This is a genomic window from Geothrix sp., assembly GCF_020622065.1.
Lineage (GTDB): Bacteria > Acidobacteriota > Holophagae > Holophagales > Holophagaceae > Geothrix.
Window position 1 is genome coordinate 243,661 of record NZ_JAHRYQ010000002.1, and the last position, 24,082, is coordinate 267,742.

General features: G+C 64.2%; 15 protein-coding genes and 2 pseudogenes. 7 read left to right on the forward strand and 10 right to left on the reverse strand.

Going from position 1 to position 24,082, the window contains the following annotated elements; all coding sequences use genetic code 11:
* Positions 1-171: 171 nt before the first annotated feature.
* From QZ647_RS10645 to QZ647_RS10655, 3 genes and pseudogenes are all read left to right on the forward strand, one after another.
* Positions 172-387, forward strand: a pseudogene (locus QZ647_RS10645) (transposase); the annotation flags it as partial.
* A gap of 122 nt (positions 388-509) precedes the next feature.
* Positions 510-632, forward strand: a pseudogene (locus tag QZ647_RS10650) (IS1595 family transposase); the annotation flags it as partial.
* A gap of 105 nt (positions 633-737) precedes the next feature.
* Positions 738-1,970, forward strand: a complete 1,233-nt coding sequence (locus QZ647_RS10655) for a GSU2403 family nucleotidyltransferase fold protein (protein ID WP_291272145.1) — start codon at positions 738-740, stop codon at positions 1,968-1,970.
* Positions 1,971-2,659: 689 nt separating this feature from the next.
* Here QZ647_RS10655 and QZ647_RS10660 read toward each other — a convergent pair.
* Together QZ647_RS10660 and QZ647_RS10665 are read right to left on the reverse strand one after the other, a co-directional pair.
* Entirely contained in the window at positions 2,660-8,797 is a 6,138-nt protein-coding gene (locus QZ647_RS10660) for an RHS repeat-associated core domain-containing protein (RefSeq protein ID WP_291272146.1), read from the reverse strand.
* Between the two features lie 641 nt (positions 8,798-9,438).
* A complete protein-coding gene (locus QZ647_RS10665) occupies positions 9,439-11,175 on the reverse strand; it encodes an AMP-binding protein (RefSeq protein WP_291272147.1) in 1,737 nt (578 codons plus the stop codon).
* A gap of 178 nt (positions 11,176-11,353) precedes the next feature.
* Between QZ647_RS10665 and dtd the strand changes: the two genes are divergently transcribed.
* Positions 11,354-11,788: a D-aminoacyl-tRNA deacylase gene (gene dtd / locus QZ647_RS10670; protein WP_291272148.1), complete on the forward strand. Its 435-nt coding sequence runs from the start codon at positions 11,354-11,356 to the stop codon at positions 11,786-11,788.
* Here the strand turns inward: dtd and QZ647_RS10675 are convergent.
* Both QZ647_RS10675 and QZ647_RS10680 read right to left on the reverse strand, forming a co-directional pair.
* On the reverse strand, positions 11,772-12,629 hold the full coding sequence (locus QZ647_RS10675; RefSeq protein WP_291272149.1) for a phosphatase PAP2 family protein: 858 nt from the start codon (positions 12,627-12,629) through the stop codon (positions 11,772-11,774). The genes dtd and QZ647_RS10675 overlap by 17 nt on opposite strands.
* On the reverse strand, positions 12,626-13,504 hold the full coding sequence (locus QZ647_RS10680) for a 2-oxo acid dehydrogenase subunit E2 (protein ID WP_291272150.1): 879 nt from the start codon (positions 13,502-13,504) through the stop codon (positions 12,626-12,628). Before QZ647_RS10680 ends, QZ647_RS10675 begins: the two co-directional genes overlap by 4 nt.
* A 114-nt stretch (positions 13,505-13,618) precedes the next feature.
* Here QZ647_RS10680 and QZ647_RS10685 point away from each other — a divergent pair, with 114 nt between their 5' ends.
* Entirely contained in the window at positions 13,619-14,371 is a 753-nt protein-coding gene (locus tag QZ647_RS10685) for a hypothetical protein (RefSeq protein ID WP_291272151.1), read from the forward strand.
* 69 nt (positions 14,372-14,440) lie between these two features.
* Here the strand turns inward: QZ647_RS10685 and QZ647_RS10690 are convergent, their stop codons facing one another.
* The 5 genes from QZ647_RS10690 to QZ647_RS10710 form a co-directional block, all read right to left on the reverse strand.
* Positions 14,441-17,068: a zinc-dependent metalloprotease gene (locus QZ647_RS10690; protein ID WP_291272152.1), complete on the reverse strand. Its 2,628-nt coding sequence runs from the start codon at positions 17,066-17,068 to the stop codon at positions 14,441-14,443.
* Positions 17,069-17,180: 112 nt separating this feature from the next.
* Positions 17,181-17,888 (reverse strand): hypothetical protein, encoded by a 708-nt coding sequence (locus tag QZ647_RS10695; RefSeq protein ID WP_291272153.1) that lies wholly within the window; start codon positions 17,886-17,888, stop codon positions 17,181-17,183.
* 107 nt (positions 17,889-17,995) lie between these two features.
* Positions 17,996-18,586: a YceI family protein gene (locus QZ647_RS10700; protein ID WP_291272154.1), complete on the reverse strand. Its 591-nt coding sequence runs from the start codon at positions 18,584-18,586 to the stop codon at positions 17,996-17,998.
* 221 nt (positions 18,587-18,807) lie between these two features.
* Positions 18,808-19,329, reverse strand: coding sequence for a DinB family protein (locus QZ647_RS10705; RefSeq protein ID WP_291272155.1), 522 nt, complete (start codon positions 19,327-19,329; stop codon positions 18,808-18,810).
* A 58-nt stretch (positions 19,330-19,387) separates the two neighbouring features.
* Positions 19,388-21,010, reverse strand: coding sequence for an acyl-CoA carboxylase subunit beta (locus QZ647_RS10710; RefSeq protein WP_366526168.1), 1,623 nt, complete (start codon positions 21,008-21,010; stop codon positions 19,388-19,390).
* Between QZ647_RS10710 and QZ647_RS10715 the strand changes: the two genes are divergently transcribed.
* Both QZ647_RS10715 and QZ647_RS10720 read left to right on the forward strand, forming a co-directional pair.
* Entirely contained in the window at positions 20,955-22,154 is a 1,200-nt protein-coding gene (locus QZ647_RS10715) for an MFS transporter (protein ID WP_291272157.1), read from the forward strand. The genes QZ647_RS10710 and QZ647_RS10715 overlap by 56 nt on opposite strands.
* Positions 22,151-23,296 carry an MFS transporter gene (locus tag QZ647_RS10720; RefSeq protein WP_291272158.1) on the forward strand — a complete coding sequence of 382 codons (1,146 nt, stop codon included), beginning with the start codon at positions 22,151-22,153 and terminating at the stop codon, positions 23,294-23,296. Before QZ647_RS10715 ends, QZ647_RS10720 begins: the two co-directional genes overlap by 4 nt.
* Here QZ647_RS10720 and QZ647_RS10725 read toward each other — a convergent pair whose 3' ends face one another.
* A complete protein-coding gene (locus QZ647_RS10725) occupies positions 23,297-24,064 on the reverse strand; it encodes an SDR family NAD(P)-dependent oxidoreductase (protein WP_291272159.1) in 768 nt (255 codons plus the stop codon).
* Positions 24,065-24,082: the final 18 nt, after the last annotated feature.

Genomic DNA, 24,082 nt, shown 5'->3' on the forward strand with positions numbered 1-24,082 from the left:
GGAATTAGAGCTCCAGCTTGGAGTCCGTTACGAGACGGCCTGGATGATGAGACAGAAGCTCCTCCAGGTGATGATCGAGTGGGAGGAAGGGACCACTCTGAGTGGCCAGGTGGAGATGGGCGACGCCAACATGGGCAGCGAGCACCATGGCGGTAGGCGAGGCGAAGGCGGAGAGCCGAGGGGAAAACGCCCTTCGTCGTGGCCGTCCAGATGTACATGGGACACCCTGAGAAAGTGCTGCTCATGAAGATGAAGGAGCTAGAGTCAGTCTCGACCAAGGAGCTGGATCCCTGGTTCCGCAGGTTCATTGAGCCGGGCACCCTGATCCTGACGAACGGATGGTGGATCTATAACTTCCTGGAACCGGACTACGGTCACGATGCCTAGAGGCTCCGGGAGGCTGGCCGAGCGTCCAGGTCCCTACTTTCCGCTGGGTGAACACGGTTCCTAGGAATCTGAAGGGCAACATCTAGAGCGTGACCCGCTGGGTAAGCAGAGTCCATCTGGGCCGCTACTTGGCGGAGTTCCGGTGCCGCTTCAACCGGCGCTTCGACATGAAGTCGATTCTGCCTCGCCTGCTGACCGCTGCGGCCAGGACTCCAACCCGGCCACAAAGGTTGGTGGCCATCTCGATAGCCGAATGGTCAAAATCATTAATATCAGCAATAATAATTGCCACAAGAGGTATTGCGATACTTGTGGCAGTCAGCTATATTTAGAAATGATGGAGGATGGTTATGACTCCCAAAACACCTAAGGACAACAAGCGGTCACCTGTCAGGGATCTCACTTCATCAAAGAACGAAACAGAGTCCATCCTATTTACCGATCAGAGCGAGGCCAAAGATGTGGAGTTGGTTTCCGAATCAAGCGCGACTTTTGCTGCGAGCGGTAAATCGGCTAAACCCATGATAAAACGCCTGCCCGTCGAAACGCAAACCCTTTATAATGAACTTTTGGAACATCTTCAGGTCGCCGATTTCATGCGGTCATTTTCGGCTTTGAGTGGGAACTTTCTCATCAGAGAGCGTGGAGAAGGTCAATACTGGTACTTCCGAACCTCAGAAGGCCCTGAAAGTCGTCCCTCGGAGTTTTATCTCGGTCCAGACAACGACGCTACTCGGCTGCTGATGGCAACATATAAAGAAGGAAGAACTGCGGTCATAGATAGTGAGTCCCGCTCGATACGCTTGACCTCCATGCTCCGTAGCGGTGGTCTAGCCATGACAGACGCCGCCTCTGCAAAGATCATTAAGGGGTTCGGAGCGGCAGGCGTATTCAAGCTTGGTGGTGTATTGATAGGTACACATGCTTTTGTTGCGATCGGGAACTCATTGGGCGTTAATTGGCCATCTTCAGTCAGCACTCAAGATGTCGATTTTGGGACTCCAAGACAAATTGATTTCGGCATTCCTCAAACCCCACAACTTCTTGCTGATTTACCCACAACTGTTGAATCGCTAGCTATGGGATTCATTCCACGCATTCATATTCACAATGATGTGAAACCAACATCTTTTGTCGTTCTTGGGAAAGACTGGAGAATTGATCTGTTGACGACACCTCAAGGCGCTGATCGAGATACTCCCGTATTCATTCCTCGTTTCAAAACACACGCTCAGCCTTTGGCTTTCATGGAGTATTGTCTGGATAAAACCATGAACGCCATTATAGTCAATGGCGGTTCAACCCTTGTGAGGGTTCCAGAACCAGCACGATTTGCTATCCACAAACTTCTTGTTGCAAGTAACCGAACAAAGGAATCTTTCTCGAAAATAGAAAAGGATAGGTTACAGGCGTACTTGGTTCTCAGTTTTTTGGAAGAAGAGAGACCTGGAGACATCACAATAGCAGCCGAAGATGCGTGTAATCGAGGTCCAAGTTGGCACAGACGAATCAGAGAGCAAGCATCTAGGCTTCCGCGTGTGATTCCAGAGCTTCAAGATGTCCTAGATAAGGCTAAGCATTAGGGGTTCCGCTGATTCAGTGGTTGGCTCTCGCCCAATTTCAAGGCTGAACCAAACCGATTATCATGATTATGTACAAATAATTGGAATAAAATTTATTTAAATCAATTTGCAACACCTTCAAACTTTACTAATCAATAATTATAGATAATTTTATTCCTCATGCGAGGAGTGACTCCACGCATAGCCCTTCCCCTTAGGTACTAGCTTTGTCCCCTCGGACTCGAATCCACCTACAAGAAGTCGAAATGGCTTCGGGCGAGGCGGCCCATAAAACAACCCTTGTTCCATTAGATCCAATGGTTCGGAAATGAAAACAGGATTCTGAGCCTCAGATTTGTTAAATGGGCCATTGAAAATAAGGAGAATAAATTTCTTCGGCGTGTGGCTAGGTATAATCACAGCAACAGCGAAGTCCTTCTTCCCATCACCATTGAAATCTCCGACCATGTAGTAAGGAGAATAATTTGAGACCGGCTTCCATGGTCCACCCATCCCGCGCCTAATGGATTGGATTTGCTCCATGCAATCACCGCAATCCTGTTCAGTCGCAAGTCTATAGCCAGGGTGGCTCTTTAGCCAATTTTTTATAATTTTATGGTGCGCCTGCTGGAGGGTTGGCTCTCTTTGAGTAGATGCTATAGCTAACAGGACTGAAAAAGCTAATGGAGCAAACATCAAGACGATCTCCCTTATAGAATAATTCCACCAAACATCCAAGTCTGTAGGGCAATACCGAAATGTCCCACAAAACCCATACTGGGATTAGTGCGCGGACGATTTGGAACACCTCCTCTGAATGGTAGATCTCCCATACTTCCACCTCTGCCAGGTCGCAATTGGAAGTGGAAGTGTGGACCACTCGACGATGAAGACGGATGAAGTTTCTCATCCAGGCCAAACTGGGCACCTGCCCTCGCCCCATCAGCCATTGCCTTTTTCGGATCTTTTGCATTGTATCTTATATCCACCGCAAGTCCCTCATAGTGTGGACTCCTGGTGGAATGGACCCCATTGGTAGTCGCTGTGACTGTCACACCTTTCGGGAAGTTATCACCTGATTGCTTCACAAACTCCCTAATGAATCCATCCAGGTTATCCGGTAGAGGGGTTGGAACTTTGCCGGTTGTCTTGAAATCCCCATCCAACGCCTGCCTCCACCTAGGGGTGAAAGAGATATCCCTATCGGAGCCATGAGTGTCAGGTATGGGTCCGAGGTCGCCATTATTTGTTTGTGCCGTATGGGTTTCAGGTTTTCTCGCTTCCTGCCCCTCCGCGGCATTACTCGCCCCTTCGCTCCCGGCACCATTCGTCCCCCGAGTCTCGCTATCGGTTGAAATTGCATCCGCCAGGTATCCCATGATTCCGGACCCGCCGCCAATGGCGGTGCCGCCCGACACGCCAAAGATGTCCCAGTCCATGGGGTTTGACTGCATGGACATCAGCTGGTCTTGTGCTGCCTTCAAATCTGACCCGAATGCGGCCCGTCCATCCGGGTCTGTCTTCGTCACGGGATTGTTCGTCACATAGTTGTAGAGGTTCCAGGATTCGGGATCATCTTTGGTCTGGTCGTAGACGGGGTCCACTTGGGCGAATTTCCCGTAGACGGGAAGGTATTCCCTAGCCTGCATGTAGATCGCCTCACTGTCAGGATCCTCCTCGTGGTTGGTGAAGCGACGAAGGGCCGTTTTCCCCCAGCCGACCATCCGCTCGCCGAAAGGAAGATTCTTGGATCGGCCCACGATCGCCCCCAAGGCATCGGTCATCACCGAGGGGCTCCCCACCTGGTCCGACTGGATGAACATCGTTCCCACGCCGGGTGAATCCTCCGATAGTTCCTGCCCGAAACCATAGACGATGGTTCGCCTCCAGACCAGGGCTCCGGGAGCTCGCGCCATGACCGTTACGGTGGCGGTCACGGCTCCAACCAGATTCCTGGCGGTCAGCGTGTAGGTGGTCGTCGCCGCGGGCGACTGCTCGAAGCTGTTCCCCGTCACGGGCACACCGTTGATCTCAAGGCCATCGGCTTGGCTCACGGACCACCCCAGGGTGGTGAGCCCTCCCGGCAAGACTTCCTGCGGGTCCGCGTAGAAGTCCTCGATCATGGGCAATCCGGCCTCCACCACCACGGTGACCGAGGTACTGACCGAGCCCACGCCATTGGCGGCCCTCAGGACATAGGTCGTTGTCGCTGCGGGAGACACCACCAGGCTGTTCCCCGCAACCGGCCCGATCCCCTCAAGGGTGAGCGAGGTGGCGTTTGTGACGCTCCAAGTCAGGGTCGTACTCTGTCCCAAAGCGATGGTGCTGGCCGTCGCTGAAAACTCGGTGATGCTTGGGGGCGCTGGCGCATTGACCGCCACGGTCACCTGCGCGGTGACGCTCCCTGCAGCATTCGTGGCCGTCAGCGTGTAGGTCGTGGTCACCTTCGGGAACACCTTGAGATGCCCCTTCCCTGCCACCGCGCCCACACCCTGGTCGATGGAAAGGCGGGTGGCTCCGCTCGATTTCCAACTCAGGGATGCGCCTTCTCCCGGAAGGATGCTGGCCGGACTGGCGGCGAGGCGGGTGATAGAGGGCTGAGCCAGCACCCTGACCACGACAGAATCGGCGGAAGCCCGATATCCAGCGGCTCGCGCCCTGAATATCACGGTGTAGCTGCCAGCCTGGGTGAAGGCATGGCTTGTCCTCGTGCCAACCGCTCGGCTGTGATCGCCGAAGTCCCAACTGCAGGCAGTGCCGAAGGTCGTCTCTCCCGTGAAGGCCACGCTGCTTCCGGGCGCCACGGTGATGGTCGTGGAAGGTTGCAGGATGGTGGCGCCGGCCGCTGGGTGACGGGTGCGCCCCAAAGTCGTTGTCGATAGGTATTTGGGAGGGCTAATCGGTGCGGGCACGGAAAATTGAGCCAAGGGCTCCCGGCCGAAACCATAGACCGTGTAATCGATGCTCCCGTCGGCGCGCATGCGCTTGAAGCGAAGGCCTGATGCCTCTAGCAGATAGGAGGTTCCATTCTCCTTCACCACCCGCCCCGAAGGATCGTAGAGCCAGGAGGCCAGCGCATTGGCGGTACCCGGATAGGCAAACACCTGGCTTAGGCGCCCCAGCACATCGTACTGACGCCCCGTATCGTAGGTGCCCATGGTCGTGGCCATCGCGGGACTCCCCTGGCTCAGGGCCACGAGGGCACCCGGGAGATCGTTGCCAACCATGGAATCGGCCCGCCAGGCGCGAAGCTCCGAAGGCTGGAGGCTGCCCGGTTCACCCTCCGCATAGACGAAATTGGACTGGATTCGGTTCCCGAATGGATCGTAACCGAACCACTGGTCGACCCGTTCTCCATGGATCCCTACCACGCGACTGGCGCTGAGCCGTTGGAGTTCGTCATAGCTGAAGACATCATCCCCGCGGCTGAGCATCAGCCCCCCCGCCGACCATGTGATGGCGTTCGTTTCGACCACGCCACCGGGAGCCGCATGCTGCGTCAGAGCCAGCTCATCCTTGTCCAAGGTCGAGAGCGTGGTGGCGCCGTTGCCGAGGATCAAGGTGTTCGTCACCGCGGTACCTGCAATCTGGTCGTAGATCATCACCCCCCGGAGATTGCCATCGGCTCTAACGCTTCGAGACCGGTTCTGGTTGTCGTAATCCACCGTGACGGTCGAAGCCGGTCGACCTCCCCCTTCTGGGTAGGTAAGGCTCGTCACCTGCCCGAGGGCATTGAGCGTCTGAGAGACGACGAAACTCTGTTGCCCGTCAGAAACGGATTTCCAATTCAATCGGAAAAGGTCGTCGTATCCATAGGTCTCGGTCACGGTTTGCGGGGCCCCCCAGATGTCTGGAAGGTCCTGGGTTTCGGATAGCAGCAGGGGCAGGCGGGAGGCGGGATCGTACCCGAAGCGGCGCACGACAGATCCCTCAGGGCCTGCCGCCACGACAGAGCTAGGTTGATTGTGGCCATCGAGCGTGGTCGTGAAGGTGTTCCGTACGGTGGCGCCTTCGCGGCCGTACTGCTCACTGACGAGTGGGATGCCCAACATCGTGAACTTCGAATAGACGGTGGTCCCTTCCTCCGGCTCCGTCCGGCTGATGAGCCATCCCATGGGGTTGTAGGCATAGCTGCGCTGCTGCTTGGCCGCTCCATAACCCTGGAGCGTCTGCAGAAGGTGACCATCCTGATCGTAGAAATACTCACTGAGCTGCCCCGCTTGATCCACCAGGGCGCGTTTCTGACCCAGGAGATCGACTCCTTCCGACCGCATATACCCCCGGTCATCCTGAATGGAGGTCCACACGGCCGCCAGGCCGCTGATCGAGGTCCACGAGGGCTGCTGAACCGTGTGCTGGAGCAGCCGACCCTGGGTATCCCAGTGGTCCGTCATCCGGCCGCGATCATCGTAGGCCCACCGCTCCATGCCCCAAGACTGCTGGGTGGGTTTCAGGTTGGGGCTTTGTGCCGTCTTCTGTCCGAAGCCATCGTATTCGAAGGCCTGCTCTCCAACCCTCGACCCGGCCGCATCGAAGGTGATCACCTTCACGATTCGGCCAAAGGCATCCCATTCCGTGCGGGTGCGCAGCGTCTTGCCGTCGGCGGCCACCGATTCCTCCTTCCAGCGGCCATTGACATCATAGGTGCTCTCGGTGGTGACCGAGCCGACGACGCCCTTCTGCTGTCGCGCCACCCGCCACTTGCGACCCCAGGCGTTGTAATCCGTCCGGGTGGTGATGCCAAGGACATCTGTGTGGGAAATCTCGCGGCCCAGTTGGGCCTCGTAGGTGAACGACTCCACGCGCCCGTCGATCTTGTCCAGGACGGTGGATGGACCTGCCTGGACATGGGTATCCAGCCAGGTGTGGACCTTCCCTGCCGTGACTTCGGGTCGATCTGGGTTGGGAAGGTACGGGCCACCAGGCCCTGACAACGGTTCTTTCCGAAGATCCAGGATCAGGGGGAGCCCAGGCACATAGCTTCGAGCCTCAACCGCCGAGAATCCGGCCCGATCCCCCTGCTGCCGAATGACCCTGCCGAAGTCGTCGTAGTCGTAGGTCGTCGTCCCGAAATCCGCTTGGCCCACTCGGCTGGCCGGTGGAGCCGCCGGGAGTGCCAAGTTCGCCGAGGCGAAGCGCGCTGTGTGGGTCTGGGCTGAATCCAGCGTCAGGCTCTTCCGGTCCGACTTGACCTGCAGGGCCATCCGGGACCAATCGAAACCCCGCTGGATCTCGCCGCGCCGCCAGGTGGGCCGGGAGGATTCCATTGACGGGAGGGCATGGCTCCAGATCGGCACAGATGTGCCATCCGGCGTTGGCAGGGCCTGAGACGGCACATCGGTATATTCGTCGGTGATCACGGGCCCGTATTCATCCCGGGCTCCGGGCGTGTTGGGGTTTCCAGCCAGAGTCATACGGGTGGGGAGGTCCTTGGTATGAATGGCCGTGCGCAGCGGCACGGCATTGACGGGCAGGCCGTTGGCCAAAGATCCCGACGGGTTGGCCCAGCTCCGCAGATCGAAGCCATCGTAGACGACCACTTGGAACGGGGCAGAGCCCAGGTCTGAAGGCCGGAGCACGGACAGACCCGTGCCCGCCAGGTTCTCTTCGAAAATGACGGCCATCGTGGCGAACAGATAGCCCTGAAGGCCGTTCAAGTCCAGATCCTCCCGATAGGAGGGGTGGGTCAGCCGAACCGCCCGATAGGGTGACCCCGAATCCGGCTGTGCCACGGGATAGTGCAGGATGGCGGTCGAGCTCTCGTATTCCTTGCATGTCCAGAGTGTGCGGGTCTGGCCGAGTGGCGTCCCATCCCACCAGGGGCGCACCCGCAGGATTTGATAGCATTCCCCCGGGGTGGATCCGACCATGTCCTGCCGGGAGATCCGGGCCACGCTGCGCGAAACGAAGGCGCCGAGTTCTTCCTCCTGGGCGTAGACTCCCCGCACATGCCGGAACCCCATCCAGGCACCATCGCATTCGCTGAAGCTCAGGGCCGAGAGGTGGACCGCGGAATCGTATTGAAAGGTCTCCCGAAGCCCGTTGGGGTAGTCGATTTGTTTCAGGTTGCCCATGGGCCAGGGACCCTCGCCCCAATCGAAGCCGAGCCTCTGGGAGGACTGGTCCTCGGCGGTGTGCGTAATCGCAAGAGGCACGAACCCGTAGTCCCAGGTGTATTCAGGCTCAGGGGCCGCCTGCGGATCGTACCCAGGGCAGGCGCTGGCCGGTTTCGGAACAAAGCGCTGCTTGGAGGCATAGTCCCCCGGAAGGGTTGCTTTGGGCAGGCCGAGCGTGTTCGTCACTTCCATCTGGCCGGTCGAGCGGAGGTCGACGGGGTAGTCGTATGGCAGACCGCTGCGAGCATCGGTACCGGATTTCCGATGGGTGACCGGCAGGCCCGACGGGGTCACGGACAGGGTCAAGGTGTTGCCCGGCGCCACCTGATCCTGGATCACGATGGTGGTGAGAACCTGGAAATCAGGTGCTACTGTCGTTTCGGATTCATCCACAGTGATGTGATCTCCCCAGCGATTGCTGAAGTGCGTCCGTGCATGTCCGAAGGGAACGATGCCATTTCCCCGCTGGGTCCAGATGGCATTGGGGCCATCGATGATCGCGTAGCCCGGGGCCAAGGCCCGCGTTGAGACGATGGTCTCCTGCGTGTTCTTGTCGTAGTGCTCGACCGTCGCCAGGTAGGAGAAGGCCACCAGGAATTTGGTTCCATCGCTGGACGGGAGCGCCCCGGTCACCTGCAGAGACCCGGGATCATCGAGAAGATAGCCAGGTGGCGGCGTCCTCGGTGGAACCGGGTTCACCCCACGCTCCTGCATGCGGCTCTGAAGATCCACTAGACGGGGCATCCTTCCGGCCTCGTACCGCCGATGAAAAACCATCGGATGGCCATCCACCAGGACGGTGCATTGAAGCGGACTGTCGCCAAAATTCGTCATCGACGGCCAGACCACGGGCCGGACATTCCCGCCGAGGGCGCTCCCGGCCCCGCCTGATGGACCATAGGCCGACTGCAGACCATCCTGGTTATCGAAGGACCAGGTGAACCCGATGGGAATTCGGCCCGGAAGTCTCGGCCCCAGGGGGACGCGCAGATTCAGGCTCCCGCTCACGGCGTCGACAGAGCCAATCCCGAGCTTGATCGTCCGATGGGACGATGGCGTCTCGTGGAGTGGATCACCCTCAGCTCCCGCGAAGGCCTGGAGGCAGGCCAAAACCACCATCCATCCAACGCCAAGTCCGCTTTCGCGAAGTGCGTCCGGCCGGCGAAGGCGGCCCCACCCACGCCGGGTCCAGCAGGGAGCCTTCAGCAGAAGACGGACAAGATCACGGCAAAGCGCGGATGCACCAGGGAACACAGAAACTCCGAGTCGATTGTTTCGGCCCAGGCTACCTCTGCCCTGGAGGGCATCGCTGTTAAGTGTTGTGTAGTTTTGTTAAGCGTTGTTAAGAAGCTCTCAGCACCCTGACCGCAGGCTCACCCTTCGGCGCCCGCGGCGGTGCGGAGTTCGCGGCGGAGGGCTTTGCCCACGGCGTTCTTGGGGATTTCCGTCAGGAAGCTGAAGCGGGTCGGCACCTTGTAGTTGGCCAGGAGGGTCCGGCAGTGGGCGCGGATCTCGTCGACGCTGAGGTCCTTCCGGGAGACGACGAAGGCGCGCACGGCCTCGCCGGTGCCCTCGTCGGGAACGCCCACCACCGCCACATCGGCCACATCGGGGTGCAGCGCGATGCAGGCCTCCACCTCGTTGGGGAACACATTGAAGCCGCTGACGATGATCATGTCCTTCTTGCGGTCCGTGATCTCCAGGTAGCCCTCGGCGTCGAAGCGGCCGATGTCGCCGGTGTGCAGCCACCCGCCGCGCAGGGTCCTGGCGGTCTCGTCGGGCTGGTTCCAGTAGCCCTGCATGACCTGGGGGCCGCGCACCACGATCTCGCCGTGGTTGCCGGCCGCCACCGGAAGCCCCTCGTCATCCACGATGCGGACATCGGTGCCCGGCAGGGGCAGCCCCACCCCGCCCACCTGCGCCATGGTGCGGCGGAGGCGCTTCCCCTCGCGGATGGCGGCATTGTAGGTGACCAGCGGGCTGGTCTCGCTGAGGCCGAAGCCCTCGATCACCAGGCAGCCTGTGAAGGCCTCCCAGCGCTGGAGCACCGCCGGGTGGGTCTGCATGCCCCCGGCGAAGGCGCCCAGCATCTTCCGGGTCATGGCCGGCTGGAACCAGCTTTCGTCGGGAAGCGCCTTGAGCAGCGTGTTCACGGCCGTCATCCAGGTGATCTCGTGGTTCTTGAAGGCCGGGTGCAGGTTCTTGAGGGGCCGCGGGTTGGGCACCAGGATGTTGTGGCTGCCGGTGTGGAAGCCGAAGCACAGGTTGATGGTGAAGGCGATGACATGGTACATCGGCAGCACCGTCAGCACGGTCTCCTCCCCGTGGGTGAGGTAGACCTTGGTGATCTCGGCAATCTGCTCGAGGTTGGCCAGCAGGTTGCCGTGGCTCAGCATGGCGCCCTTGCTGGTGCCCGTGGTGCCCCCGGTGTACTGGAGCAGGGCCAGGCTCGCGCGCGTCGGGCTCGGGGGTTTCACCGCCTCGGGAAGGAGGTGCTCCTTCGCCAGGTACAGGGCGCCCTGGTGCAGGGCCCGGGGCAGGCGCGTGAACGGCCTGTCCAGGGCGGGGATCTGGCGCGAGAGCTTGAGCTTCGCCTGGATGAGGGTGCGGGTGAGCAGGGGGAAGAAGTCGGCGATGCCCGTCACCACGATGGTCTTCACCTGGGTCTTGGGAGCGACGGCGGCCACCTTGTCGCCGAAGTGGTCGAGCACCACCAGCACCTCGGCGCCGCTGTCCTGAAGCTGAAGCTCCAGCTCGCGGGGCGTGTAGAGGGGGTTGGTGTTGACGACGATGCACCCGGCCTTGAGGGCGCCGAAAGCGCACACGGGATAGGCCAGCGAGTTGGGCAGCAGAATGGCGATGCGGGTGCCTGGCTGAAGCTGGAGGCCGCGCTGCAGGTAGGCGGCGAAAGCGTCCGAGAGGCGGTCCACTTCCCTGAAGCTGAGGGAGGCTTCCATGCCGTTGGGGAGGACGAGGGTCTCGGCCTTCCGGTCGCCGTAACGCACCGCGGCCGCGCGCACGAGCTGACCCAGGTTCTCGAAGGGAAAGGGCTGGGCCTCGCGTCCCACGCCCTCGGGATAACCTGCCCACCACACCTGTTCTGGTTCCACGGATCCACCTTCCCTGCCGGGCCGTTCCGGGGAGCGGCCATCTGCTCAACTCACATCGCTTAACTTGTCGATGTTCATTATTTTAGACTTCAATCGGCCCCTTCTGGGAGGGGCGATTATTGCCGAGGCGATGCGGACCTGGCCTCTGGATCTGGCAGAGTCGAAGCGGAGGCCCTCGATGAAGGCAGTCATCCAGCGCGTGACGCGGGCCTCGGTGCGATCCGGGGACCTGGAGGCGAGCATCGGCCCGGGCCTGCTGGTGCTGGTGGGCCTCGAAGCCGGCGACACGGAGGAGGCCTGTGCCTGGGCCGCCGCCAAGATCGCCTCGCTGCGCATCTTCGAGGACGGCGACGGGAAGATGAACCTCGGCCTTCAGGATGTGGGCGGCGAGATCCTCGCCATCAGCCAGTTCACCCTGGCGGGCAGCATCGCCAAGGGCCGACGCCCTTCCTTCGACGCGGCCATGAGCCCCGACGCGGCCCGGGTGCTCTTCCGGAAGTTCCTGGATCTGCTGAAGGCCCAGCACCCCCGCGTGAAATCCGGCTTCTTCCAGGAGCACATGGCGGTCGAGCTTCTCAACGATGGGCCCGTGACCTTCATTCTGGAGCGCTGAGCCAGCACGAGAGGGGCCGCGCCAAGGCCAGGGCCAGTCCCGCCAGCAGCAGGCCCGCCGCCACATCCGTGAGGTAGTGGACGCCGATGTAGACGGTGGCGAACACGATGGCGCCGGCCCAGGCCCAGAACAGGGGCGCCAGGCGGGGGAAGCATCGCGTGACCAGGAGGGCGGGCAGTACCGAGAGCGCCGTGTGGCCGCTGGGAAACGCATCCAGCGTGGTGGCTTCCGCGCCGCGCAGGAAGGCGCGGATGGCCTGCGAGATCGCCCCGCCACCCAGCTGGACCGGGGCCAGGGCCTCCGGCACCCGGGGGCCTTCCGCGGGCCACAGGAAATATCCCAGGAACGAGAGGTAGAACCCGAGGAGGATCGCGAACGCCACCCGCTCGAACCGCGCCGGGCCCAGGCGGACACGGGCCAGCACCCCCACCGACAGGGGCAGGAAGTAGAAGCTGGCGTAGGCGAGGTAGACCACATCCGTGAAGGCCGCGGGCCGGCCAAGGGCCCCGCGCCAGGCCGCGGCGAGCGATCCGAACCAACGCCGGTCCAGCTCGGCGAGGACGGCATCCCAGCGGTGGGCATTCACGGCCACCACCAAGGGCTGGAGCAGCAGGAAGACGAGAAGCACCACCAGCACCGGAACGAAGTCCCGGAGGAGGAGGGCGACCTGCCCCCGGGCCCGGCCGAGCCCCAGGCTGAACGCGAGGAGCCCGGCGAAAGTGAAGGTCCGGAGCAGCCAGCCCTCGGGCCGCGCCAGCAGCGCCAGGGCCAACAGGATGGCCAGCACCAGGACCGTGAGGCGCTCTGAGGGCCGCAGGGCCGAGGCTGCCCCGGCCCTCATGGCTCCTGCGTCTCCGCTTCCGTCCCCAGCCATGCGGGCGTTCCCTCCGGCGACCCCAGCCACCGGCCGGGATCCTCAAGGACCTTCTGGACGAGGACGAGGGCGCGGGCACAGGAGAAGGCATCGTCGATGCGCTCGTCGAAGGTCCAGCGCACGGAAAGGGCCTCCTCCGCGCTCACGCCATCCCGGGTCGCGAAGGTCGAGCGACGCGGGGCGGAGACGGCGCCGAAGATGGAGACGGTGCCGTACTCGTAGAGGTGGTGGAAGACATCGGAGACGCCCACGGAGCCGAGGTTGGCCAGGAAGATGCTCGCGTACATGGGATCGTCGCGGATCATGAAGCCCGGGTAGAGGTTCCAGTGATCCAGTCCCCGGGCGAGCCCCACCAGCAGGCGTACCACCGGCCCGGGCAGCCGCATGATCAGGGTGACTTCCTTGTCCACGGACCGGTCCGTCTCCCGGGCCTCCTCCACCTGGGTGGAGATCCGGGCGGAAAAGGCCGGGAAGCTCTCACCCTCGAAGGCCGCCAGCTTCACGGTGGCCCCGGGGGCCTCATCCGTGAAGGCCTTCTTGGCGACGAAGGAAACCGACACGCCCCGCCGCTGATAGAGCCGCCCTCCCGAGACGAAGCGGTTCAGGCGCGGCCGGGTTTCCAGCGCCACGGCGGTGGCGTAGGCCACCAGGTGGAAGAGCGTGGCCCGGGGGTGGTGGGCGCGATTGTAGGCCTTGAGCCAGATGCGCGCGGCGGCGATGCGGTAGAGGGACTCCTGGTAGACGCAGCTCTCGTTCCGGCCCCGCATGAGATAGGGCATGATGCGCCGCACCGGGGCCTCGCCGCGGATCAGATCGCCATCGGAACGGGAGAAGAGGGGCATGGATCAGGGTCGGCGCGGTGGACCGGCACTGTCAAGAACACCCGGGGATCATCTTTTCGCGTTGACACCGCGTGGCGGCAGGACTATCCCTGGGGCAACCTTTCCGGTGCTGCCATGACGATGCGTTCCGCAGGTCTCCGCCTACCCGCTTCCGGCCTGCTCGCGGCGGGCCTTCTCCTGGCCGGTGCCCCGGGCCGGGCCCAGGACGCGGCAACCCCCTGGTCCATGACGGTCTACCTCCAACAGAGCTGGCCGAAGCAGACGGAGACCAACCGCCAGATCAAGGAGGTCAACGCGGCCCTGGGTTCCTCCTTCAAGACCTGGGACGATGTGGCGAACCTCAACCTCGGCGTGCAGGCTTTCCGCGACCTGAATCCGCGCTGGAAGGTGGGGCTCGAGCTGGACTACTCCCGCGGGAAGATCGACGGGGCGACCACCCTGGACACGCCCGCCGGTCCTGCCACGCTTGCTTTCGAGCAGAAGTACACGGTCTACGCGGATCTCCTGGCCCTCGCCCAGTTCCGGCCCCTGGGGGGGAACGGTCGCTGGATTCCCTTCCTCCAGGCGGGGATCGGCCTGGCCTATGAAAAGGACCGGACCCTCCTGACCCTGCGCAACGACTTCCTGGACGAGACCCTGATCCAGGTCGATAACAGCGGCTGGTTCCCCATGTTCACGGTCGGAGCGGGTGTCGATGTCTACTTCTCGCATCAGCGCACCTGGTACGCCGAAGTCGGCGTCAGCTATTCCTGGGCCCGCCTCAAACATGATGTCGCGGCAAGCGGTGCCCTGACGCCAGGCACCGTCCGGGCCGATACGGATTCCACGGGACCCAACGCCTGGCTGGGCATCGGGCGGAAGTTCTAGCCCAGAGCGAACGGAACAACGCCCCGGAGGAGGACCCCCGGGGCGTCGAACCTGCTTCCCGGCGCTGGATCAGAGCGTCATGCGCTGCAGACCGGCCTTCAGACTCTCGTCGATGATGGCGAGACAGTCGGCGAAGTGCGCCTTGGTCTCCTTGCTGAAGCCCGCCTTGGTCGGAGCGGCCTTGAGCGAAGGCTGCAGGGCGCGCAGCGCCTCCCGGGCCAGGGCCCGCGCGTCGGCGGGCGTGAGGGGGTTCGCCCGCAGCACCTGGGCACTCAGCTGGCGCAGGTGCTCCCGCTGCAGGTTGCGCCGCATGACCGAGACCTCGCGCCCGCTCTTCAGCTCCGTCCAGATGGCGCTCTGCAAGGCGTCATAGAGCTCCGAGAGACGGAAGGCCTCCTTGGGGTTCGCCAGCTTGTCCGGCGCATCGAGGACCCGCTGGGCCACGGCGGGTTGGAACAGCTGGGCCAGCACCTGGGCCTGGGTGCGCAGCACCCACTGGGCGGGCGAGGGATCCGCGTTCAGGGGGCCGCCGAACCGGTCGGTGGTGAGGCGGGAGAGGAACTCGGGCTTGAAGCGGAAGGCGTCGACGGAGAAGATGCCGGTCTCCAGCAGCTTCAAGGCCTGGCGCTGACGGGCGGCGGGAACCGGCGTGATGGGGGCCCGGCCCGTACCCGCGTGGTCGCGCAGGTGCACCACGCCGCCGATGTACTTGGCGCTCAGGTTGGCCGAGAGCCCCACCTGGCCCAGGGCCCTCAACAGGCCGCGGCGCAGAGGCTGGTATTCCTCGCCATCCCGGAAGGTCTTGGCCTGCAGGCGCTCCCAGAGCTCCTTCGAGAGGCTCAGGCGCTTCTGGTAGAAGGCCAGCGGGTCGGAGCCCAGATCCCGGCGGTTCACTTCGGGATCCATGCCCTCGAGCCCCATGAAGCCGAGGGCCTCCTCGTCCGTACCGTAGGCCAGCTGGGGCTCGGAGCTGCGGGCGGCGATCTTGGCCAGGGCCCCCTTCTCCTCCGAAGCCGCCAGGGGCTTGTAGCCGTATTCGATGGCCCAGTGGTCGTAGGGCCCCAGGGTGCTCATCACATACTCGCCCTGACGCTGGCCCTTGAGCGCCAGGTTCAGCGCGTTGTAGTCCATGACGGAGCCCGTCAGGCCGTGGGTCTTGGTGAATTCCGGATTCGAGATCTGCTCCATGGAGTAGATCGTCGAGGCCCGGAAGTTGTGGCGCAGGCCGAGCGTGTGGCCCACCTCGTGGGTGATCACATCCTTGAGCACGGCGGCCACATAGGCATCCTCCTCGGGGCTGCCTGGAGTGATCTCACCCCGGGTTTCCAGCAGGTCGAGGGCGAAACCCATCTCCTGGTGGGCTTCCGCCGCATAGGTGCACAGGCTGTGGTCGTGCCTGGACAGGAAGGCGTCCTGGGCCTTGGGCGGCAGGGTCTCCCGGGCCTCCGTGCGGCTGCCGCGAGCCCAGACCTCCCCGATGCCGATATCGGCGTCCAGGATCTCCCCGGTGCGGGGATCCACCTGGCTGGGTCCGATGGCGAAGCCGATGTCGGTGCCCGTGAGCCAGCGCAGGGAGGCGTGGCGGGCATCGTGGGTATCCCAGTCCGCATCGGCGGGCTGGACCTTGACCTGGACGGCGTTCTTGAAACCCTGCTCCTCGAAGGCCTGGTTCCAGGCCAGCACGCCTTCGGTGATGGCCGGCCGGTATTTCTCCGGGATGTTCCGGTCCAGCCAGAACACGATGGGCTGCTTGGGCTCGGAGAGGGCGGCCGCGGGGTCCTTCTTCTCCAGGCGCCAGCGGTGGATGTAGTGCACCTTGGGATCCACCCGCGTGTCATCGCCGAAGTCCCAGCGCGTGGTGGCGAAGTAGCCCAGCCGGTCATCGGCGAGGCGGGGGGCCATGGGCTGCTCCGGCAGCTTCGCGAAGGAGAAGTGCCAACCGAGGAACAGGCTGCGGATGTCCTCCAGCGTGCCCGGGGGCGGCACGAAGGGCATGGGGGGCGCCCCGGGCATCTGGATGGGCGGCAGCATGATGCGCGAGAGCGCGTAGTGGGCCTGGACCCGGAAGGCGGCCTGGTCCTCGCTGCTGCGGACCTTCTCGAAGAAGCTGTTGGACGCGTCGAATCCGTAGGGCTGGCGGTAGGTGGCCTCCAGCCGCGTGGCCCCCATGGGGATGTCCTTCAGCAGCAGGGCGTTGGCCTCCACCAGGAAGGATTTCCGCTCGGGATGGGGCTGGCTCAGCACCGGGGCGCTGGACAGCAGGCTGTCGCTGAAGCCCTCCGCCACGGCCCGGGCTGCCGGAGAACCCTCGGGCGCGGTGAAGGTCGTGTTCTTCGCCAGGAGCTGGAGGCTGTTCCCCACGCGGCGGAAGCTCACCAGGTGGCTGTCATCCATCATGCCGCCGTAGATGCCGCGCTCGCCGGTGCCCCGGGTGCTGCTGATGGCGAAGAAGAAGGGCATGTCCAGCTGCTCGGGCTTCACCTCGATCCAGACCTTTTCGTCCTTCGTCCAGAGGGTGAAGAGCCCCTTGTGCTCCTTGGCCTCCTTCACGACCTCGGCGAAGGGCTTCAGGGCGCCGGGGGCCGGTGCGGCGGCGGGCGCCGGTGTGGCGGCCTTGCCTCCGTTGGGAGCCGTCTGGGCGGCCAGGCTCAGGCACAGCAGGGGCAGGAGCGCGGATAGGCGCTGGGGCAGGTACATGCGGGTCCTCCTCCGATGGGGATGTCCCCTACCATACGCTGCCTTTGTGGGGTTCGTTTAGAGGCACTCCGTGCGGAGCGGGCCCGGACTGGGCGGATCGCCCCCTCTGGATTCAGGCCGCTCCGGCGAGGCCTTCGATCCAGGCCAGGACATCGGCCCGCATCTCCGGGCTCAGCCGGTGATCCACCGGGTAGAGGCGAGTGATGTGGGGGATGCCCAGATCCTCCAGCCATTGATCGGCCCGCTGCGCCCAGGCCACCGGCAGGGTCCGGTCCCGCTCGCCGTGGCCGATGAAGCCCCGCAGGTGTCCCAGCCACTCCCGGCCGGCGATGCGGGGTTCGAGCTCCGGCAGGATCCGGCCGGAGAGGATGGCGAAACCACCCAGCCGCTCCGGGGCGCTGAGGGCCACGCCGGCACTCATGATGCCGCCCTGGCTGAACCCGCCGAGGATGGTCTGGCGGGCCTCGACGCCATGGATGGACTGCATGTGATCGATGAACCGGATGAGCGCGTGGCGGCTGGCTTCAGCCTCAGCGGCAGCGATCTTCGGACCTTCGGCCGTGAAGGTCACGCGGAACCAGCCGTACTGATCGGGTCCGAGCTGGAGCCCCCCCCGAACCAGGACCACCAGGGTTTCGGCATCCACCCCCTCCGCCAGATCGGCCAGGTCCGTCTCCCGGCCGCCCACCCCGTGCAGGAGCACCACGAGGGCCTTGGGCCGGGCGGCTGAGGGCAACCGCAGGCGGTAGGACAGGCCGGAAACCGGGTCCAGCTGGAGGGGGCCCAGCGAAGGAACAGGGGAAGGAGTGGGGGAGGACATGGGATCTCCGTCAGGGGCCGATGTCCGAAGCCGCCGGCCTCCCGAAGGCCGTGGAGACGGCCTTCAGGAGGAATCGGTGGCGGCCCCGGATGGCCGCGGTTCAGGCCTTACTTCTTGGCGGAAGCGGAAACCTTGCCGGCTTCGACATTCAGGCTGATGGCGACCGTCTCGCCGACGACACCGGGGAAGGTCTTGATGCCGAACTCGCTGCGGTTGAGGCTGAGGGCGCCGTCCACGAAGCCGGCCACCACGCTGCCGGGCTGCATGCCGGGCTGGGTTCCCGCATTGGTGATGGGGAAGGTGATGCGCTTGGTGACCCCGTGCATGGTGAAGTCGCCGGTGACCTCCAGCTTGCCCTTGGCCACTTCCTTCACGGAGGTGCTCTTGAAGGTGACGGTGGGGAACTTCTCGACATCGAAGAAGTCAGGGGACTTCAAGTGCTTGTCGCGGGCCTCATTGTCCGTGGTGATGCTGGCGGACTCGATGGTGACCTCGACGCTGGACTTGCTGATGTTCGCGGAGTCCACCTTGATGGTCCCGTTGAACTTCGTGAAGCGGCCGCTGGTCTTGGCCAGAAGGTGGCCGACCTTGAAGCTGACTTCGCTGTGGACGGGGTCGATCTTGTAGACATCCTGGGCCAGGGCGGGCAGGGCCGCGAGGGCGAGGGACGCGAGAAGGACGCGGAAGGGGTGTCGCATGTGACCTCCAAAGAATAGGTGTTTCACCATGCAATTAAGAATAGGCGCCATTTCCAGAGTTGCAACATCTTTTTTGAAAAAATTCCTTCCCCTCAACCCGAGTGATTGAAGTGCAGTAAAACATTAAGATATGACTTCCCGAGGGCCTGCTGGGGAGCCCTCCAGACCGTGTCCCTCGGGCCGCTGCGGAGCCCGGGTTCCCCCCTCGTCAGCGAAAGGAATCAGACTTTCGGAGCGTCCATTCCGAAGGCCGCCCAGCCCTCCTTGGTGGGGCCGTAGATGCTGGGCACATGCAGGCCGGCCTGGCGCATGAGGACGGTCATCTGACCCCGATGGTGGGTCTGGTGGCTGACCAGGACATAGAGCGCGAAAGCACCGGTCCAAGTCTCGCCGTAGAGGGTGAAGTTGCGGCCCAGTTCGGTGTTGCTCCAGCTGCCGATGTGATCCAGCAGGGACTCGCTCACGGCGCGGTAAGCGGCGGCGACCTCGGCCATGGTGGGCGGGGGGGGCGTGGCGATGAATCCGTCGGGCCCCAGGCCCACAGGCCCCTTCACCTTCAGGCCCAGGTTCTGGGGCAGTTCCAGGACGGTTTCCACCAGGTGCCAGGCCATGCGCCGCAGGTCGCGATGCTGGTCGTCCACGGCCTGATGGGCCGCCGCATCGGGAATGGCCGCGAAGACCGCCAGGGTCTTCTCCGCCTCCTGCTGCCAGATGGTCTTGAAGTCATCCACGCGACGGAACATGCCAGCCTCCGGAAAGGTCCCCGGAAGCATAGCGCAATGGGGCCCGGGAGGAGGAAGGTCAGACGGGCGTGACGCTGCGGCGTTTGGTGGGCCAGGCTTCCCGGCGGCGGGCCCGGGCGAGTCGGGTGACGAGTTCGGTGCGGAGATCGGCAGGATCCACGATGGCGTCCACATGCAGGTCCGCACCCAGCTTCTTCAGGTTGATGTCCTCGTTGTATTCGTCCCGGAGCTGCTGGACATAGGCGACCCGCTCTTCTTCCGGCTTCTCCGCGATCTTGTTGGCGAAGACGGCGTTCACGGCGGCCTCGGCGCCCATGACGGCGATGCTGGCCGTGGGCAGCGCCAGCGTGGCATCCGGATCGAAGCCCGGCCCGCTCATGGCGTAGAGGCCGGCCCCATAAGCCTTGCGCACCACGACGCAGATGCGCGGCGTGCTGCAGCTGGCCATGGCGCTGATCATCTTGGCGCCGTGGCGGATGATGCCCTGCTTCTCCACGGCACTGCCGATCATGAAGCCCGGCACATCGCTGAGGAACACGAGGGGAATGCCGAAGGCGTCGCAGAGGGTCATGAAGCGGGTGGCCTTGTCGGCGCTGTCCACGAACAGCACGCCGCCCTTCACCCGGGGCTGGTTGGCCAGGATGCCCACGGGCTTGCCATCCAACCGGGCCAGGCCGGTGATGATCTCTCCTGCGAAGAGCTTCTTCACCTCCAGGAAGCTGCCCTCATCCACCAGGCCCTCGATGAAGTCCTTCATTTGGAAGGGGGAGTTGATGTCCTTGGGGACGAGCGCACCCAGAGCCTTCGCTTTGGGCGAGACCGCCTTCGGCGGGGCCGCGGGCAGGGCATCTTCGCAGTGCTGGGGAAAGTAGGACAGGTACTGTCGGCAGAGCTCGATGGCCTCCACCTCGGTCTTGCAGAGAAAGTCGCCGCAGCCGCTCACGGAGCAGTGCATCTTCGCGCCGCCGAGATCCTCGAGCGAGATTTTCTCGCCGATCACCATCTCCGCCATGCGGGGCGACCCCAGGTACATGCTGGCGTTGCCCTCCACCATCATCACCACATCGCAGAAGGCCGGAATGTAGGCGCCGCCCGCGGCCGACGGGCCGAAGAGCAGGCAGATCTGCGGCACCAGGCCCGACAGCGCCACCTCCATGTGGAAGATGGTCCCGGCGTGGCGGCGGCCGGGGAACATGTCGAGCTGGTCGGTGATGCGGGCCCCGGCCGAGTCCACCAGGTAGAGCATGGGGACCTTCATCCGCATGGCCACTTCCTGGATGCGGATGATCTTCTCCACCGTGCGGGCGCCCCAACTCCCGGCCTTGATGGTGCTGTCGTTGGCCATCAGGGCCACCGGGCGGCCACCCACCAGGGCCGTGCCCGTGATGACGCCATCCGCGGGAAGTTCCTTGTGCAGGGCATTGGCGAAGAGGCCGTCCTCGACGAAGCTCCCCTCGTCCACCAGCCGTCGGATGCGCTCCCGGGCGAAGAGCTTGCCTGCTTCGGCGTTCTTCTCGTGAGCCTTGGGCGAGCCGCCTTTCTTGACGCGATCAACTTCCGAATGAAAGTGCTCCAGCTGCATGGGGACCTCGGATGGATCCTTCAGCATATGCGATCCTGGATGGATGCTGGACGGGGATGGATCGAAGCGGCCCGGGTTCCTGACGGTGCCCTTTCTCATCGTCTGTTCGTTCTACTTCCTGGTCTTCGCGGCCGGCTACCAACTCTTCCCCGTGGTGCCGTTGCGCTTGCGGGACCTGGGCGCGAGCCTGGCGGAAAGCGGGCGATTCCAGACGGCCTTCATGCTGGGCTCGGGCTTCGGCGCGCTGTTCACGGGGCCCCTGGGCGACCGCCTGGGGCCCCGCCGCGTGCTCCGGGTGGCTTCCCTCGCGGTGGTCGGCATCCTGGTGGTCTACGCGCTGCTGAGGGTGCGTTGGGTGTTCTACCTGTTGGCGCCGGTGCACGGCCTGTTGTGGTCGGCCTTGCGCACCGCCTCCATCTCCAAGGTGGGGGGCATCCTCCCCCTGGAGCATCGGGCGCAGGGGCTTTCGATCTTCGGCCTCACGGGGCCAGGCGGCGTGGCGGTGGGCCCCCTCGTGGGCCTCTGGCTGATGCCCCACCTGGGGTTCACCTGGATGATGGTTCTGCTCGCAGGCGTCTTCGCGCTGCTGCATTCGCTGATCGGTGTCCTGCCCCGCGAGACCCCCCGGGAAATCGCCGGAACGGTGTTCCAGTGGCCGGATCGGTCGGTGTGGGGGCCCGTGGCCGTCATGGGTCTGGTGGGCCTCAGCTTCGGCCCGATGACGCCCTACAGCGCCCAGGAGGCCAAGGCCCTGGGCCTGGCCTGGCCTTCCGCCTTCCTGACCTGCTTCGCCCTGGGGATGATGGCCATGCGCGGCCTGCTCGCCCTCACCGGCATGGGACGGCGACCCGTGGCCCTGATGCCGGGCATGGCCGCCCTGACGGCCGTGGGCTACGGGATGCTGGCCTTCCTGCCGGGGGGGCTCGTCCGCCATCTTTCCGCGGGCCTCGTCTACGGCGCCGGCTACGGGATGGTCCACACCCTGATGCTGACCCACCTGCTGGAGACCACGGCGCCCCAGCGGCGCGGATCGGCCGCAGGGGCCTTCTTCTTCGCCTTCGACGCCGCCACCGCCTTGGGTGCGCTCGGCCTGGGCTGGGTCATGCAGCACGGGGGGTTCCGCTGGGGCTGGGCCATCGGGGCCGGCCTGATGACCCTGGCCATTCCCGTGGCCCAACGCGTCGTGGGGAAGCGGCCGGCCGTGACACCCGAGGCGGAGCTCCCTGCCATTCTGGGATCATGAAGGCTCTTTCCAATCCCCGCCCCAGCCTCGTCACCCGGCAATTCGCCCTGGTGTGGGCGCTGACCTTCGTCACCTTCTTCGCCGCGTTCCAGCTCTTCCCCACGGTGCCCCTGCGCCTGAGGGATCTCGGGGCGAGCCTGGCGGAAAGCGGCCGCTTCATGAGCCTCTTCACCCTGGGCAGCGCCCTGGGCGCGTTGTTCACGGGCCCGCTCGGGGATCGGGTGGGGCACCGCCGACTGGTGATCAGCTCGGCGATGCTCTACGCGGCCTTCCTCGCGGCCTACGCTGTGATGCCCACCCGCTGGGGCTTCTACCTGCTCGCCTTCCCCCACGGCATCGTGTGGTCCGGCCTGCTGACAGCCACCATGGCCTCTCTGGCCCATGTGCTGCCCGCCGACCGCCATGCGGATGGCCTCAGTCTCTATGGCTTGGCCAGTCCCGGCGGCGTCATCGTCGGTCCTCTGCTGGGCCTGTGGATTCAGCAGCGCTGGGGCTTTGCGCCCATCGGGTGGTATCTGGCGGTCCTCTTCCTCCTGCTGGGGGCCCTGGGCACCACCCTCCCGAAGGATCATCCGCACGGCCGCGCCGAGGGCTTCAAGTGGCCCGATGCCTCCGTGCTGATCCCCAGCCTCGTCCTCTTCTGCGTGGCCCTGGGTTATGGCGCGCTGGGCACTTACACGGCCCAGGAGGCCCTGGCCCTGGGGATGCCCGTGCCCTCGGCCTTCCTCTCCTTCATGGCCGTGGGCATGGTGCTCATGCGCCTGGCCATGCTCCGGCGCGGATTCGGGAAGCGGCCCATCCGCAAGCTGCCGGCCATGCTGCTGGGGGCCTTCGCGGGGATGGCCCTCCTGGCGGCCCTGCCCGGCGGCACGGTACGCCATGTGCTGTCGGCCCTGCTCTACGGCGCGGGCTACAGCATGATGCACACCCTCATCAACGCGAAGCTGATGGCCTCCGCCGATCCGAAGCGCCGGGGCTCGGCCTTCGGCGTTCTCCTCTTCGCCTTCGACGCCGGCATCGGCCTCGGCAGCTTCAGCCTCGGGTGGGCCATCGGCGCCTACGGCTACCGCGCCGGCTGGGCCCTGGGCGCCCTCGCCATCCTCGTCTCGCTGCCCCTGGCCCTGAAGCTGAGCCGGGACTGATCAGACCCGCCGGTGGACCTTGTGGACGGAGGCCTGGTCCACGCACTTCACCAGGATCTCGTCGATGTTCACATGGTCGGGCGCCATGAGGCTCCACCGCACGCACTCGGCCACATCGAAGGCGGTGAGGGGCTTCACGCCCTGGTAGACGGCCTTGGCCTTGTCGCCGTCCTTCAGCCGGACATCGGAGAACTCGGTCACGGCCATGCCGGGATCCACGGAAGTGACGCGGATCTGTTCGCCGTTCAGCTCCAGGCGCAGGCTCTGGGCCATGGCCTTCACGCCGAACTTGGAGGCGCAGTAGACGCTGCCGCCCTCATAGGGCTGATGGCCGGCGGTGGAGCCGATGAAGAAGACATGGCCCCAGCCGGCCTTGCGGAGGTGGGGGAGGCCCGCGCGGATGGTCTTCACCACGCCCTCCACATTGGTCCGCATCATGGCTTCGAGATCCTCGTCCGGCGTCTCCCACAGCTTGTAGGTGCCGCTGGCCAGGCCCGCGTTGGCCACCACCACATGCAGGCCTCCGAGCGCCGCAGCGGCCTCCGCCACGAAAGTATCCACACTGGCCGTGTGGCAGGTGTCCACGGTGCCCGCGAAGGCCTTGATGCCGTGGGCCTTCGTCAGCTCGTCCGCCAGGGCCCGCACGCGCTCCACGCGACGGGCGCCCAGGGCCAGGTGGCAGCCCTGCGAGGCCAACAGCCGCGCCATGGCTTCGCCGAAGCCGCTGGACGCGCCGGTGATGAGGACGATGGGATGCTCGGGGCGCATGAGAACTCCTGGAGAGAT

Coding starts and splice junctions, on each gene's coding strand:
- QZ647_RS10655 (WP_291272145.1), top strand. CDS start 738: ATGACTCCCAAAACACCTAAGGACAACAAGCGGTCACCTGTCAGGGAT.
- dtd (WP_291272148.1), top strand. CDS start 11,354: ATGAAGGCAGTCATCCAGCGCGTGACGCGGGCCTCGGTGCGATCCGGG.
- QZ647_RS10675 (WP_291272149.1), bottom strand. CDS start 12,629: ATGAGGGCCGGGGCAGCCTCGGCCCTGCGGCCCTCAGAGCGCCTCACG.
- QZ647_RS10680 (WP_291272150.1), bottom strand. CDS start 13,504: ATGCCCCTCTTCTCCCGTTCCGATGGCGATCTGATCCGCGGCGAGGCC.
- QZ647_RS10685 (WP_291272151.1), top strand. CDS start 13,619: ATGACGATGCGTTCCGCAGGTCTCCGCCTACCCGCTTCCGGCCTGCTC.
- QZ647_RS10690 (WP_291272152.1), bottom strand. CDS start 17,068: ATGTACCTGCCCCAGCGCCTATCCGCGCTCCTGCCCCTGCTGTGCCTG.
- QZ647_RS10695 (WP_291272153.1), bottom strand. CDS start 17,888: ATGTCCTCCCCCACTCCTTCCCCTGTTCCTTCGCTGGGCCCCCTCCAG.
- QZ647_RS10700 (WP_291272154.1), bottom strand. CDS start 18,586: ATGCGACACCCCTTCCGCGTCCTTCTCGCGTCCCTCGCCCTCGCGGCC.
- QZ647_RS10705 (WP_291272155.1), bottom strand. CDS start 19,329: ATGTTCCGTCGCGTGGATGACTTCAAGACCATCTGGCAGCAGGAGGCG.
- QZ647_RS10715 (WP_291272157.1), top strand. CDS start 20,955: ATGCTGGACGGGGATGGATCGAAGCGGCCCGGGTTCCTGACGGTGCCC.
- QZ647_RS10710 (WP_366526168.1), bottom strand. CDS start 21,010: ATGAGAAAGGGCACCGTCAGGAACCCGGGCCGCTTCGATCCATCCCCG.
- QZ647_RS10720 (WP_291272158.1), top strand. CDS start 22,151: ATGAAGGCTCTTTCCAATCCCCGCCCCAGCCTCGTCACCCGGCAATTC.
- QZ647_RS10725 (WP_291272159.1), bottom strand. CDS start 24,064: ATGCGCCCCGAGCATCCCATCGTCCTCATCACCGGCGCGTCCAGCGGC.